This window comes from Alicycliphilus sp. T452 (assembly GCF_054512775.1).
On sequence record NZ_JBTNEH010000004.1, the window covers coordinates 55,954 to 71,435 of the forward strand.

The following is a 15,482-nucleotide window of genomic DNA, read 5'->3' on the forward strand; positions in this document are numbered from 1 at the left end:
CCCGCGCCGCAGGCAAATGCCGCGCGCTGTTGTGGCGTGCGCACATCGTGTCCAGGTCGCACTGGCTATATCTCTCTTTCCACCTACTTCCCGGAAACTTGAACCATGGATCAAAGGCAACAGCGCATGGAAGCAGTCTACAAGTCAGGCGGCATCGCACGCAGCGCCGATGGCAACGAAACCCTCGCCCTCGACCGCCCGTCCATCATTTCCCTGAAGATCGCGCCCGAGAAAATAGCCAGGTTCGAGCGCCGCGGGGACGACCTGGTCCTCGTGCTGCACGACGGACAGGAGATGGTCGTGCGCCACTTCTTCACCTCCTACCCCGATGACGGCCGCAACGACCTGGTGCTCGAGGACGACGCAGGGGTTCTCTGGTGGGGACAGTACCATGGTCCGTGGACCGAGTTTCACTTCACTGAGGTCGAATGGAACGACGAGATGCCGATGCCGTTCTGGCTGCTGGCTGGATTGAGTGCCCTGGGACTGGGGGCTGCCGCAGGCGGTGGTGGCGATGGCGGCAGCGGCAGCGGTGGTGGCAACAGCGGTGGTGGCAACAGCGGTGGTGGCAACAGCGGTGGTGGCAACAGCGGTGGTGGTGGCGATGATGGCGGCGGCGGTGGCAACGGTGGTGGTAGCAGTGGCAACCAGCCGCCAGAAGCACCGTCCTACAGGCACACCGTCGACGAAGACCACTCCGTCAATGGCCGGGTCGTCGGTAGCGACCCCGATGGCGATGCCCTGACCTACACCGCCGGCTCTCCGCCCAGCCATGGCTCGGTGGTGGTCAACCCCGACGGCACCTACACCTATACCCCGAACCCCGACTACCACGGCGACGACAGCTTCACCGTCATCGTGGACGATGGCCATGGCGGTACCACCACGAGCACCGTGACCATCACGGTCACGCCGGCCAACGATCCGGTGGTGGCCGGAGACGACAGCTACACGGTGCCGGAAGACACGCCCCTGGCGCTGAACCTGCTCGGCAACGACAGCGCCCCCGATGGCGGCCTGCACGTCACCCACATCAACGGCACGCCGCTCACGCCCGGCACGGCGCAAAGCATCGACATCACCGACGACGGCACGCCCACGGGCACCGTCATCGGCAAGGTCGAGATCGACGCCGGCGGCAAGATCACCTTCGTGCCCGCGCCCAACTACAACGGCCCCGTCAGCTTCGACTACGAAGTCGAGGACGGCGACGGCGATACCGACAAGGCGACGGTCAACATCACGGTCATGCCCGACGCCCCGCCCGTCATCGCCCCGGCCGACGGCAACGGCGGCGGCGCCACACTCATCGAGCAGGGCCACGCCACGGTCTACGAATCGGGCCTGGCCGGCGGCAGCGGCAGTGGCGGCGGCTCGCCCACGGCCACCGGCACCATCACCATCGCGGCCGGCGACGGCGTGAAGTCCATCACCATCGGGGGCACGACCATCCCGCTGGCCGACCTGCAAAACGCGGGCACCACGCCCGTGGTCATCACGACCCCGCACGGCGAACTCACCATCACCGGCTACACGCCGAACGGCACCGACTTCAACGGCGTGTCCACGGGCGGCACGGTCCACTACGAATACAAGCTGACCACGCCCCCGGCCAACACGCCAGGCAACCCGGACAACTTCATCGATGAGGTCCCGGTCTCCATCGAGGACGAGGGCGGCGGAACCACTACCGGCGGCCTGCTGCAGATCAACATCATCGACGACGCGCCCCTCGCGGTGGACGATGCCGTCACCGCCACGACAGGCGGTTCGGCCGCCGGCAACGTCATCGCCGGCAGCATCGCCACGGGCACTGGCACGGGCGGCGCCGACACCGCCGGCGCCGATGGCGGCGCCACGGTCACGGGCATCAGCAGCGTCAACGTGCCGGGCAACGCGCCCAGCGGCACCGGCACGCTGACCATCCAGGGCCAGTACGGCACGCTGGAGATCCATGACGATGGCGGCTACACCTACACCCGCGCGCCCGGCTCGCCGGGCGGCGTGAGCGACGTCTTCGAATACACCCTCACCGATGCCGACGGCGACAAGTCCACGGCCAGGCTGACCGTCGGCATCCCGGACGGCACCCCGGGCATCACGGTGACGCCGGCCGATCCAGCCGATCACCCCGGCGTCGATCTCAGCCCCGATCCCGCGCTCGGCAGCGTCGGCGCCGTCGTGTACGAGAAGGCGCTGGGCGACGCCACCAACCCCGTCGGCAGCGATGCGGCCTCGGCGGCCGAAAGCACCACGGGCCGCTTCACCTTCAGTTCGCCCGACGGCGTGCAGAGCCTGCTCGTGGGCGGCACCGACATCGTGGGCGCCACGCTGCCGGTGACCGTCACCACGCCGCTGGGCAACACGCTGACCATTACCAGCTACACCTACGACCCGGCCACGGGCCAGGGCACGGTCGACTACAGCTACTCCCTGCTGGCGGACGAAACGCACACACAGGCCGGCGCCGATGGCCTGGACGACGCCATAGCGATCCTCCTGACCGACATGGACGGCGACCCGTCCAGCGGCAACATCGTCGTGCGCATCGTCGACGACACCCCCGCCGCCGGGAACGACGGCGGCAGCGTGACCGAGGGCGGCACCCTGAGCGTTACCGATATGGCCAACGGTGTATTGGGCAACGACAAGGCAGGCGCCGATGGCTGGGCCAGCGGCGGCGGCGTGGTCGGCGCGGTCAAGGGCAGCGGCGGCGGCGCGACCGAGAACGTGAGCAGTGGCTCTGTCGTCATCGTGGGTGACTACGGCACGCTGACATTGCACGCCAACGGCACCTATGAATATGTGGCACGGCCTGACAGCACAAGCGCCAATGCGCAGGACGTCTTCACCTATACCGTCAAGGACGGCGACGGCGACCTGATCACCGCCACGCTGGCCATCGACGTGGCCGACGTGACCGGCCCCACGGGCCTGACGGCCACCGGCACGGTGGACGAAAAAGGCCTGACCAACGGCAACGACCCCGGAAACGGCAACGAAGTCACCGGAAACCTGAACCTGCCTGCGGGCTGGACTCCCAGCGGCACGCTCTCGGGCACCACGCCCAATGGCAGCTGGACGATCTTCGACGACGGCGGCACGTGGAAATACACCTTCACGCTGACCTCACCCACCACCGACGGGCCAGGCGCCGAAACCAACAGCTTCACCTTCACCACCGAGGACGGCAACGGCAACACGACGGCCGGCAACACCGTCACCGTCACCATCTTCGATGACACACCCCAGGTGACGGTCGCCGTTGATCCTTCGGTCGCCCGCAACCTCATGGTGTACGACCACCAGACCATCGGCACCGGCACCAGCACGGCCACGGCCGACTTCTCGGGCGCGTTCACTCAGACGAACAAACCCGGCGCCGATGGCCTTGCGGCGGCGAACGGCTTGGTCTGGGGGTACGAACTGCTCGTCAGCAACGCCAACTCCGGCCTCACGAGCGGTGGCCAGCCTGTCACACTGACCCTGGCCGGCGGCCAGGTGGTCGGCACGGCCGGCGGCGAGACGGTCTTCGCGCTGAGCGTGAACACGGACGGCGTGTTGACGCTGGTGCAGAGCAAGCCCATCGACCACCCGAGTACGGCCAGCGCCAGCGAAACCCTGGACCTGCTGGCGGACCGGATCACCTTGCGCGGCACGGCCACCGTCACCGACGGCGATGGCGACAGCGCCTCCCAATCCAAGGACCTGGACCTGGGCGGCAGAATCGTCTTCACCGACGACGGCCCCAGCATCGACTTGCCGGACGGCGTGCAGTTGCGGGAGTCGAATCTGTCCAACGGCAGCGCCCCGGATGCCGGCGCACTGGCCCAGACCGGCTCGCTGGCCATCCACCTCAACGGCGATGCCGGCGGCGCGGGCACGGATTCCGACGTCCGCTTCGACGCCGCGCAGACGGCGCTGGACGCCCTGGGCCTGAAGTCCTTCGGTACGCCGCTGAGCTACGCCATCAGCCCTGACGGCAAGACGCTGACGGCCACGGCCGGCGGCGCCATGGTCTTCACCGCCACCATCAACGCCGCCGGCACAGACTACACCTTCACACTGGGCAGGGCACTCGACCATGGCACCGCGGACAAGCTGGACCTGCCCATCGGCTTCACCGTCACCGACGGCGACGGCGACACGGCCGGCAAGACCCTCACCGCGACCGTATGGGACGACGCCCTGCCGACCGGCAACCAGCCCCTGACGGTAGCCGAGGACAGCACGGCGGCCCACGCCAGCAACAGCTTCAACACCACGGCGGACGCCAACGTCACCATAGGCACGCTCGCGCAGCACGGCACCGCTTCGGTGGATGCGGACGGCCGGGTCACCTACATTCCCGACCCCGACTACAGCGGCTCCGACAGCTTCACTTACTCCATCACGAACGACGACGGCACGATCACGACCCGCACGGTCGACGTCACCGTGACGCCGGTGGCGGATGCACCGGACCTGGGCGGCAACCGGACCGTGGGCACGGACGAAGACACGCCCGTGCCGCTGGGCCTGACCAAGCCCGTCATCACAGACGGCAACGACCAGAACGGCAGCACCACCCCTGGCGACCACGGCGAGCGCCTGGGCGTGATCACGCTCACGGTGGAGGGCGCCAGTGGCGGCAACCCGCCGGGCACCGTCGAGTTGAGCACGGGCAGCACGGCGCTGGTGCCCACGGCGACGGGCGGCAACACCTATCAGATCGTCATCGTGACGGGCGGCACCACGCCCGACACCGGTCTGCATGCGAGCAACATCGGCAGCCTCGCGACCGGCCAGATCAACTACCTGACGCAGGCGCAGTACGAGGCCATCATGGCCACGCCGGGCACGAACCGCCACGAGAACTTCCGCGTGGGCGTGCAGGCCGACAGCCACGAGGTGGACGACAGCGGCAACACCCTGTCGGCTCCGGTCAGCGCGTCCACCACCAGCTACGTCGGCGTATCCGTCCGGGCCGTGACGGACGACGCCGAGCTGAAGTTCGACACCTCGGTGACAAGCGGTGTGGCCTACCTCGATGGCGTGCTCTACGCCGGCGACACGGCGGCCACGCTCACGCTCGAGGAAGACACGGCCGTCAACATCAAGGGCCTGCTGCAGGCGGCCTACGCGGACATGGACGGCTCCGAGCGGCACTGGATCACCATCACCAACAACTCGGGCGAGGCGATCCAGGTCAACGGCGTCACGGTGGCTGCCGGCGCGACCAGCGCGGCCATCAATTTCCCCAACGGTGGCTACGGGAACGCCTTGCCGGATGTCCAGATCGGCGGCGCCAGGGATTTCAGCGGCGACCTGAACGGCATCATCGTCACGATCCACGCACAGGACCGTGATGGCGATGGGTGGACCAGCGCCTCGACCGGAACCCCGACCGGCGGCAACAACGCGAGCGGCGTGGCCGAGGCCGACACGACGAACAACGCGGTCACGCTGAGCCTGCGCGTCACCCCCGTCGCAGGCGACGTGGCGGCCAACCCCGTCATCGCGGACGAGGACACGGAAGTGCACTTCCTGGCGGGTGTGCGGGTGACCGATACGGGCACAGGCTCGGAAGTCATCGACTCCGTATCGTTCACGGTGCCGGCTGGCTGGGTCTTCACCGCGCCGGCGGCGAGCGCAGGCTGGAGCATCGCGGGCGACGGCGCCAGCGGCACCTACACCATCAGCTTCGACAGCACGCTGAACGAGGCGGCGCGCGAAGCCGTGCTCGATGGCTTCACCATCCGGCCGCCCGCGCACAGCAGTCAGGATGCGTCCATCCCCCTGACGGTCGTGACCACCGACACCGACACGGCAGGCGTGGTGTCTTCCCACACCAGCACGCCGACCCTGCAGATCACCGTCAGGCCAGTAGCCGAGCGCACGGACAGCGACACGGACGGGGCTTCCGGCAACGACGTGACCATGAACGACGGCCATGTCTACACCGGCCAGCTGGGCAAGGAAGACCAATGGTTCGCTCTGGGCACCGACTTCACGGATGCCACGAACACTGGCGGCGGCTTTGCGGAACTGAACTCGCACTGGAGCAACGAGGACGCCGACGAGTTCACCTACGCGGCGCTGACGCCAGCATTGGACGGCGCAAGCCCGGGCGACTCGGTCATCGGCACCGTGTTCCGCTACAACGACGGCAGCGGCTGGAAGGAAGTTGTCTTCCATGGCGATCCGGTCTTGGTGCCACCACAGTACCTCGGCACACTGCAGATCAAGGCGCCGCCGGACGTCGCGGGCACCCTCACCGTGACGGTGCAGGCCGCCACGGTGGACTATGACGACGATGCGGAAACGGGTAGCCTGGCGAACCCGCCGGGCGCCAGCGTTGCGGGCGTGGTCGACGTTCAGTTCTCCGGCAACGCCCTGCTGACCATCATCCAGATCGACCCGGTCGTCGATGACGTGACCCTGGCGCTCAACGGCCATCCCAGCGGCCTGGAAGATACGCAGATCCCGCTGGCCATCAAGGCCACCAGCTCCGATCCGTCGGAGAGGATCGACCTCACCATTACGGGCATTCCTGCTGGCGCGGTGCTCACCTACGACGGCGCACCCGTGACCGTCACGGGCGGCGTGGCAACGATCATGGGCTTCGACAACACCAAGCCGCTGACGATCACACCCCCGCCGGACAGCAACACCGACTTCACGCTGCATGTCTCCGCCGTCTCGGTGGATGGCAGCGATGTGTCGACGTCCACCCCGACACGCGATATCGAAGTGAGCGTGAAGGGCGTTGCGGACACGCCGGTGGTGACGCTCGCGGCGGCGCAAACCTACTCCGAGGCGTCGCTGGATAGCACCACGACAGCCGTCAAGCTCTCGGACCTCGTGGCCAGCGTCACTTCGCCCGACAACAGCGATGGCTCCGAAACCGTGAGCGTGCGCATCACTGGGCTGGCCGAGGGCTTCACGCTCACCGGCGCCACGCTGGTAGCCAGCGGCGCGGGCACGGAACGCGTCTGGACCGTGCCGGTGAGCCAGATGGCCAACGTGGAGGTCAAGGTGCCCGCGAACTACAGCGGCACGGCGGTTTTCCAGGCGGCGGGCGTCACGACGGAGAACGACGGCGACTCCCACACGGGCACCATGACGCCGGTGGGCTTCACGGTGACGCCTTCGGCCGAGGGCCAGGCCAACACGTCCGCCGCGCTGGTGGAAGACATCCGCGCCCCGCTGGGCCTGGGCGTGGTGCATGCGAACGGCGACACCGACGAGCGCCTGGGCAAGGTCTGGATCCAGGCCGACCAGGTGAGCACCGCGGACTACACGCTCTACCTGAACGCGACCGCGCTGAGCAGCCTGCCGACGACGACCATCGGTGGCGTCGCATATGTCGAAATCGCCGCGGCAGACGTGCCCAGCCTGCAGGTCCAGGGCAGTGCAAACCTGGACGGCGACCTTGGCAGCTTCAACTTCCGCTACGAGGTCATCGACGACCACCGTGGCAGCACGCCGACGGGACCAGCCGACGTGGTGATCGGGAGCGGTACCTTCGATATCGCGGCCACGGCAGTGACCGATCCGGTCGATCTGCACATCACCGCCATCAGCGGCACGAATTCGACTGTGACCGGCAACGGGCACACGGGCGATGACGCCGACCCCGACACGGCGACCGTGACAGTGCCGGGCGCGGTGGTCACCGTGAACCTGCACGTCGATTCGGCCGACACCGACGGCAGCGAACATGTCATCCGCGTGCTGATCGATGGCGTGCCAGCAGGCGTGACGGTGGTGAACGGCGCGCAGACAGACGCCAACACCTGGGTGCTGGTGTACGACGGGGCCGGTGCGAAGGCTATTGGAGCGGCCGGCCTCGATCTGCCGGTCGAATTCATCGTCGGATCGAACGCGGGGACGGGCAGCCTGGTCGACCATCCGATCACGATGACGGTCCAGGCACAGGACAACGGCAACCAGGCCGACCCGGGCACCGCCGTCGAGACGGATTCGGTCACCTGGCACCTGACGATCGACCTGGCGCAGGGCCCCGGCTTCAACCCGCCCACCATCGACGAATGGGTCTACAACAATGCGAAGGGGACCGAGGACACGCCTTTCCATCTGTCGGACGTGCTCGATGGCAGGGTCACGATCCAGGAGCCCGGCCAGCCCAACACCCTGACGGTCACGCTGACCGACCTGCCCCCGGGCACGGGCGTCAGCGGCATGGTGCTGACCTCGGTCAATGGCGTGCCCACCTGGACTGCCAGCGTGACGGTGATGGACGGAAACGGGCAAGCCGCACTGGACAGTCTTCTGTCCGGCATCACGATCACGCCACCGGCAGACTACAACGACAACACGGGAGGCTTCAACTTCAACGCCAGCCTGCACACCTCGGCCGCTGGCGGACGAAGCGAGGCGGCAACGACGGCCATGCCCGTGCCGGTGACGCCTGTCACCGATGAGGCCGTGATCACCGTGAGCGCTACCGACGTGGGCGAAGGTACCGCGAGCATTCCGGTAACCATCACGGTCAGCGACCCCAAGGACGGGACGCATGGCCAGATCGTGGACGGCAAGCTGTACGTGCAGGTGGATGCTCCAGGCAACGCGGGCGGCACCTTGTCACAGGGCGGCACAGCACTGGCGCTGACGGCAGTCACAGGCGTGACGGGTGTTCCAGACGGCGACTACTACGTTGTCAACGTGGGGCCGAGCGGCGGCAGCGTCAACCTGGTCTACACCCCCCCGGCGGGCAGCCTCCAACCCGGCGACGCCTCCTTCACGGCCTACGCGCAAACCCGGGAAGCCAACGCGGCCAACACAGTGACCGGCCACAGCAGCGATGAGGCGACGGTCTCGATCATCAACAACGGCGCGACCGTGGACGGCAATGCGGCCTGGACCGGCAGCGAAGTGGACAAGCCCGATCCGGCGCTGGCCATCCCCCTGACCGGCCTGAGCGTGGCGCTGAACGACAACGATGGCTCTGAAACGGTCAACGCCATCCTGCTCTCGGGCGTGCCCGTGGGCTTCCTGGTCTATGTGGACGGTGCGCTGGCCGGCAACGCGGGGGGCGACGCCAGCAGCAACACCTGGGTGCTGTCCTCCAACGGCACGCTACCCACGGTGTCCATCCTACCGCCGGCCCACTGGAGCGGCACGCTGACGGGGCTGCAGCTCGTGGTGGAGTCGGGCGAAACCTCGCTGGCGAACAAGCTGCTCGAGGCCACCCCGCTGGCACCCGTGGTCGTGGCCCCGGTGGTCGATGGCCTGGGCATCGCGCCCACCAACTCCTTCGGCAAGGAGGGCACCGTCATCGACCTGAACCTGAACGCCAAGATGGAGGACCCGGTCGCTGCCGTGTCCGCCGTGGCGGACGGGAGCCTGGAGACGACGACGCTGCAATTCAAGGGGCTGGGCGAGTACGCGGCGTTCTACGTAGGCAACAGCCTGCTGGAGATCGGCGCAGGCTCGGGCCACACCCTGAGCTACGACAAGGCTGCCGACGTCCATACCCTGACTGGCCTGACCCAGGCCGAGCTGGACAAGCTGGGCTTCGTGCAGGCCGAGTCGGCGCTTGTCGACCAGGATGCGGCGAAGCCCGGCGTTCAGATCGACGTGACCGCGTGGACCGTGGAGAGCAGCAGCGGCGCACAGTCGCCGCACGTGACCGACACCCTGGACCTGCAGGTCTCGAAGGTTGCGGGCACGAGTGGGGCCGACCAGATCATCTGGGGCGGCGCCGGCAAGCCGGTGATCGATGGCCGGGGCGGCGAGGACACGGTGGCGCTGCGCCTGGGCGAGAGCGCGAGCGGGGAGGACCTGGGCCTCGGCCTGAAGAACATCGAGAAGCTCGACCTGTCGATCGCGGGCGGCAACAGTGTCACGAACCTGACGTGGCAGGACGTATTCAACATGACGAGCGCCGACCGCACGCTGACCATTCTGGGCGATGACCAGGACAGCGTGTCCCTGGGCAGCGGTTGGGCGGTGGGCTCATCCAGCGGCGGCTACACGGAATACACCAGCGGCACGGGAGCCAGCTTGGTGAAGGTACTGATCGATGAACACATCGCCGTTTCCCACTACTAGTCCACACCCGGTCGGCCAGGGCTCCTTCCGGCTTCGCGGCATGCGCGGCCGAAAAGGCGCCTCTCTCTCTTGCCTCGACCCTTTGACCGCCGACCCCCATCGCCACATGGGCCGGCCGCGCCGCCACCAGGCTGCGGTAGCCATCTGTCTCGGCCTGATGCTGTGGGCGGGCACGGCGCAGGCGCAGCCGGCCGCCACCGGCCCCTTGGGCCTGGACGAAGCCGTGCGCGCGGCCGCCCGCTGGCACCCCAGCGTACGCAATACCGCGCAGCAGCTTCTGCAGGCGAATGAGGGCATCGCCGTGGCGCGCTCGGGCTATCTGCCGCAGGTGCGGACCGGCATCGGCGCTCAGTTCGGCAACAACAACATCGCTTCCTACGACTCCAGGCGCGTGCAGACGGGTACGCTGGGCGTTTCGCAGGTGCTGTACGACTTCGGCAAGGTGGCCAGCCTGGTGGACGAGGCCGAGGCGGCCACGCGCGCCACGCGGGCGCAGGCCCAGCAGTCGATCGACGACATTGCGCGCGACACCGCGCAGAGCTGGGTGGAGGTGCACCGCCAGGAAGCGCTGAGCCGGATCGCGCGCGACCAGCTCGACGGCGTGCAGGCGCTGACAGAGCTGGTGATGGAGCGCGAGCGCAAGGGCGCCGGCACGCGCTCCGACGTGGCGCAGGCGCAGGCCCGGGTGGAGGCCGCGCGGGTGCAGGTGCTGGGAGCCGATGCGCTGGCCTCGCGCGCGCGCCTCAACCTGAAGAACCTGGTCGGCAGCCCGGGCGCCGACGGCATCGCGGGCGACCCGCCGGCCTGGCTGGCCCAGGCCTGCAGCCCCGGCGCCGCCGCGCCCGCCACGCCAGCCGTGCGGCTGGCCGATGCCCGGCGCGAAGAAGCCGACGCCCAGGTGCGCGGAGCACGCGCACGGCGGCTGCCCACACTGTCGCTCGACGGGACGGCCAGCCGTGCGCTGTCCGGCCGCTCTCATCTGGCGAACGGCAGCGGCACCAATACGGTCGTGGCGCTGAATTTCTCGATGCCGCTGTACGAGGGCGGCGGGGGCGACGCGCGCGAACGCGCGGCCGGCTATGCGCTAGGCGCCGCCGACGCTGCGCTGGAGCAGGCCCGGCAGGCCGCGCGCCAGAGCCTGGACGATGCGCAGTCCCTGGCGCACAGCTATACGCGGCGCGACCCGGCGCTGGCCGCGCGGGTGGAGAGCATCCACACCACGCGGGACCTGTACCTGCAGCAGTATCTGCAACTGGGTACGCGCTCGCTGCTCGATCTGCTCAACTCCGAGCAGGAATACCACGCGGCCCGGTTCGAGCAGGCCGAGAGCCTGCACGAGCAATACCGGCTGGGCACTCTTTGTCTCTACAACACCGACCGGCTGCGCAGCGCCTTCGGGCTGGAGGAGGCACAGGACGCCTCCGCCACCACCGGCTGGAGCGCACGATGACGCAGGCACCTTCCGGATCCACCGGATTCACCGCGGCCAAGGCCGCGCCCGCGCGCACCGCCAGGGCCGACGAAGCCATGCGCACCCTACTGGCCGGCTGGCGCGAAGCCGTGCTGGCCGTGGCGGCCCACTACCACCTGGATGCATCGCCCGAGCACATCCGCGTGGCCGCCCAATGGAACGAGCGCATGCCCATCGAGGATCAGGCACGCCTGATGGCCCGGCAGGCAGGCCTCACGCTGCACATGGTGCGGCCGCGGCTCGATGGGCTGAGCCCCTGGCGCCTTCCGGTCGCGGTGCAGCTCGAAGGCGGCCAGGTGGCGGTCATCACGGCCCTGACTACGGACGGGCTGCGCCTGCTCCTGTGCGGCGACGGCGGCGCCGAGACCCCGTGCAGCGCCGATGCGCTGCAGCCCCGGGTGCAGGCCATGGCGGTGCTCCGCCCCATCCAGTCGGCGCCCGACTCGCGGGTGGACGATTACATCCGCCCGGTGGAAAAGCACTGGCTGCGCCGCCTGGTGCTGGCCGATCCGCGGCCCTACTGGCACATCCTGGCAGCGTCCTTCGTCACCAACCTGATGGCGCTCGCGGGCGTGCTGTTCTCCATGCAGGTGTACGACCGCGTGGTGCCCGCGCAATCCATGCCCACGCTGTACGTGCTGTTCGGCGGCGTGCTGCTGTCCGTCGCGTTCGCCTGGGTGATGCGCGACGCGCGCATGCGCATCACCGACCTGCTGGGAAAGCGGGCGGACCTGCGCGTCTCCGACCGCGTGTTCGGCCACGCGCTGCGGGTGCGCAACAGCGCGCGGCCGCGCTCGACCGGCAGCTTCATCTCGCAGGTGCGCGAGCTCGAGCCGGTGCGCGAGATGCTCACCTCCACCACCATCACGGCGGCGGCGGACGTGCCCTTCTTCCTGCTGTTTTGCGTGGTGTTCTGGCTCATCGCCGGCCCGCTGGTGTGGGTGCCGCTGACGGCCTTCGCGCTGCTGCTGCTGCCCAGCCTGGCGGCGCAGCCCCGGCTGCGCGCGCTGGCCCAGGAGAACATGCGCGAGGCCTCGCTGCGCAACGCCATGCTCGTGGAGGCCGTGCAGGGCGTCGAGGACATCAAGCTGCTGCAAGCCGAGCCGCGCTTTCAGAACCAATGGAACCACTACAACGCCGTGAGCGCCGAGTCGGGGCTGAAGATGCGTGCCCTTCTCAACAACCTGAACAACTGGACGCAGACCGTGCAAGGCGCGGCGTTCGCGGTCGTCATCTTCGCCGGCGTGCCGCAAGTGATCACGGGCGAGATGAGCACCGGCGTGCTGGTGGCCGCCAGCATCCTCATCAGCCGCATGCTGGCGCCGCTTGCGGGCGTGACGCAGGTACTCAACCGCTGGCAACAGGCCAAAGTGGCCGGCCAGGCGCTGGACCAGCTCATGCACCTGCCGGTGGACCACGCACCGGATGACGTACGCGTGCATCGCCCGGCGCTGCAGGGCGAGTACGAGCTGCGCGATACGATGTTCAGCCATGACGGCCAGACCGCGGCGCTGAAGGTGCCGGCGCTGAAAATCAGTACCGGCGAGCGCATCGCCGTGCTAGGACGCAACGGCGCGGGCAAGTCCACGCTGCTGCAGGCACTCTCCGGCCTGATGGAGCCGCGCGCGGGCACGGTGCTGCTCGATGGCGTGTCGCTCGCGCACATAGATCCGGCCGACGTGCGCCGCGACGTGGGCCTGCTGACGCAGAACGCGCGCCTCTTCCATGGCTCGCTGCGCGAAAACCTGATGCTGGGCGCCCCGCACGCCAGCGACGAGCAGCTGCTGGCTGCGCTGCATGCTGCCGGCGCCTGGGCTTACGTGCGCCGCCTGCCCTTGGGACTGGATCATCCAGTACTCGAAGGCGGGCTTGGCCTGTCCGGCGGACAGCGCCAGAGCCTGCTGCTGGCGCGCCTGTTGCTGCGCGAACCGCGCGTGCTGTTGCTGGACGAACCCACGGCCGCGTTGGACGAGGTGGCCGAGCGCGAGGTGATCGACCGCCTGCGGCAGCTGGCCATGGGCCGCACCCTGGTGGTGGCGACGCACCGGCCGGCAGTGCTGGACGCCGTGGAGCGCGTCATCGTGGTCGATGGCAGCAGCATCGTGATGGACGGCCCGCGCGACGAAGTGCTGGCCCGGCTGCGCTCAGGACCGGGCAGTCCCGCGGCGGCGCAGCCCGTGCCCGGCCTGCAGCGGGTGCAGGTGCACCACCCGCGCAAGGACGCGCCCGAACTGCAGGGCGCGGGAGAACAGCCATGAGCGGCAGCATGGCATTTCCCCAAGCGACGGCCGGCGCATCCCTGCAGAACCTGGACGACATCGACGAAGTGCACGCCACCCGTTCCGGCCGCGTCGTATGGTGGATCACCGCTTTCCTGCTGGCCTTCCTGGCCTGGGCCTGGTTCTTCGAGATCGACGAAGTGTCCAGTGGCACGGGCAAGGTGATCCCCAGCTCGCGCGAGCAGCACATCCAGTCGCTCGAAGGCGGCATCCTGGCCGAACTGCGCGTGCGCGAAGGCCAGATCGTCGAGAAGGGCCAGGTGCTGGCCCAGCTCGACCCGACGCGCAGCCAGTCCAACGTGGAGGAAACCGCTGCGCGCTACCGCGCTGCCCTGGCCAGCAGCGCGCGCCTGCGCGCCGAAGTCGATGGGCAAAGCGCCATCGCCTTTCCCAGCGAGCTCGACGGCTGGTCTCAGCTCAGGCAGTCGGAGCAGGCGCTGTTCCGCTCCAGGCGCGCGAGTCTGAACGAGACCCTGAGCGGCCTGAACCAGGCGCTGGGGCTCGTGCGGCGCGAGCTGGAGATCACCCGCTCGCTGGTGGCCAGCGGCGCAGCCAGTAACGTGGAGCTGATTCGTTTGCAGCGCCAGGGAGCAGACCTCGAACTCAAGATCGGCGAGGCGCGTGCCAGCTACATGGTGCGCAGCCGCGAAGAGTTGGCCAAGGCCGATGCGGAGGTCAAGTCCCTGTCGTCCGTGGTGCGCGGCCGCACGGACAGCCTGGAGCGCCTGACGCTGCAGTCGCCCGTGCGCGGCATCGTCAAAAAGGTGGACGTCACAACCCTCGGCGGCGTGGTGCCGCCCAACGGCTCGGTGATGACGCTGGTGCCGCTGGACGACCAGCTCGTCGTGGAAACGCGCATCTCGCCGCGCGACATTGCCTTCATCCATCCAGGCCAGAAGGCGCTGGTGAAGGTGACCGCCTATGACTACGCCATCTACGGCGGGCTGGAGGGCGAAGTGCTGACCATCGCGCCGGACACCCTGCGCGACGAAGTCAAGCCCGAGATCGTCTACTACCCCGTATTCGTACGCACGACCGCCGACGCCCTGGTGAACAAGGCGGGCACGCGCTTTCCCATCGTACCGGGCATGATCACCACGGCCGACATCCGCACCGGCCGCAAGAGCGTGTGGGATTACCTGACCAAGCCGCTCAACCGCGCTCGCGAAGCCCTGCGCGAACGCTGAAACACACACACACGCTTTCACATCCCTCCACGAGGACAAATGCCATGAAAACGATCCGTCCCCTTCCCTTCCCTGCCCTGGTCGCGGCAGCCCTTCTGCTGGCCGGCTGCGTCAATACCGGACACCACAACCCTGTCGACCAGGCCAGCAATCCGAACGGACTGGACTTCAACGACGTCTCGGCACGCCGCCCCGATTTCAAGGAACCGTTCCTGCGCGACGGCGTGGTGACCCAGCCCGCGGGTTTTCGCCAGGTCACCGCCGGCCTGACGCCCAAGCAGGTGCGGGAGGCACTGGGCCAGCCGCTGCAGGAGCAGGCCGGCCCGCGCGGCAAGGAGTGGGATTACAACTTCAAGTTCCTGATGCCGCAGTCGACCAACTACCTGGTGTGCCAGTACAAGGTGGTGTTCGACACCGCAGGCACGGCCGTGCGCGACACGGTCTGGCGCCGCAGACAATGCCAGGACCTGGTGGCATCGGCCCGCTGAA

General features: G+C 68.6%; 5 protein-coding genes. All 5 read left to right on the forward strand.

What is annotated here, in order from left to right; translation table 11 throughout:
- Window positions 1–126: 126 nt before the first annotated feature.
- The 5 genes from ACX12L_RS04730 to bamE all read left to right on the forward strand — a co-directional run bounded on the left by ACX12L_RS04730 (window position 127) and on the right by bamE (window position 15,481).
- Complete coding sequence (locus ACX12L_RS04730; RefSeq protein WP_459261534.1) at window positions 127–10,056, forward strand: Ig-like domain-containing protein; 9,930 nt, start codon at window positions 127–129, stop codon at window positions 10,054–10,056.
- An 82-nt stretch (window positions 10,057–10,138) separates the two neighbouring features.
- Window positions 10,139–11,506, forward strand: a complete 1,368-nt coding sequence (locus tag ACX12L_RS04735) for a TolC family protein (protein ID WP_459261535.1) — start codon at window positions 10,139–10,141, stop codon at window positions 11,504–11,506.
- Window positions 11,507–11,583: 77 nt separating this feature from the next.
- Window positions 11,584–13,785 carry a type I secretion system permease/ATPase gene (locus ACX12L_RS04740; protein ID WP_459261703.1) on the forward strand — a complete coding sequence of 734 codons (2,202 nt, stop codon included), beginning with the start codon at window positions 11,584–11,586 and terminating at the stop codon, window positions 13,783–13,785.
- Between the two features lie 8 nt (window positions 13,786–13,793).
- The gene (locus ACX12L_RS04745; RefSeq protein ID WP_459261536.1) at window positions 13,794–14,993 is read left to right on the forward strand and encodes an HlyD family efflux transporter periplasmic adaptor subunit; all 1,200 of its coding nucleotides are present in this window, start codon (window positions 13,794–13,796) and stop codon (window positions 14,991–14,993) included.
- A 44-nt stretch (window positions 14,994–15,037) separates the two neighbouring features.
- Window positions 15,038–15,481, forward strand: a complete 444-nt coding sequence (bamE, locus tag ACX12L_RS04750) for an outer membrane protein assembly factor BamE domain-containing protein (RefSeq protein WP_459261537.1) — start codon at window positions 15,038–15,040, stop codon at window positions 15,479–15,481.
- Window position 15,482 lies beyond the last annotated feature (1 nt).

Excerpts from the sequence above, each read along its gene's own strand:
- ACX12L_RS04730 (WP_459261534.1), top strand. The coding sequence starts at position 127 with ATGGAAGCAGTCTACAAGTCAGGCGGCATCGCACGCAGCGCCGATGGC.
- ACX12L_RS04740 (WP_459261703.1), top strand. The coding sequence starts at position 11,584 with ATGCGCACCCTACTGGCCGGCTGGCGCGAAGCCGTGCTGGCCGTGGCG.
- ACX12L_RS04745 (WP_459261536.1), top strand. The coding sequence starts at position 13,794 with ATGGCATTTCCCCAAGCGACGGCCGGCGCATCCCTGCAGAACCTGGAC.
- bamE (WP_459261537.1), top strand. The coding sequence starts at position 15,038 with ATGAAAACGATCCGTCCCCTTCCCTTCCCTGCCCTGGTCGCGGCAGCC.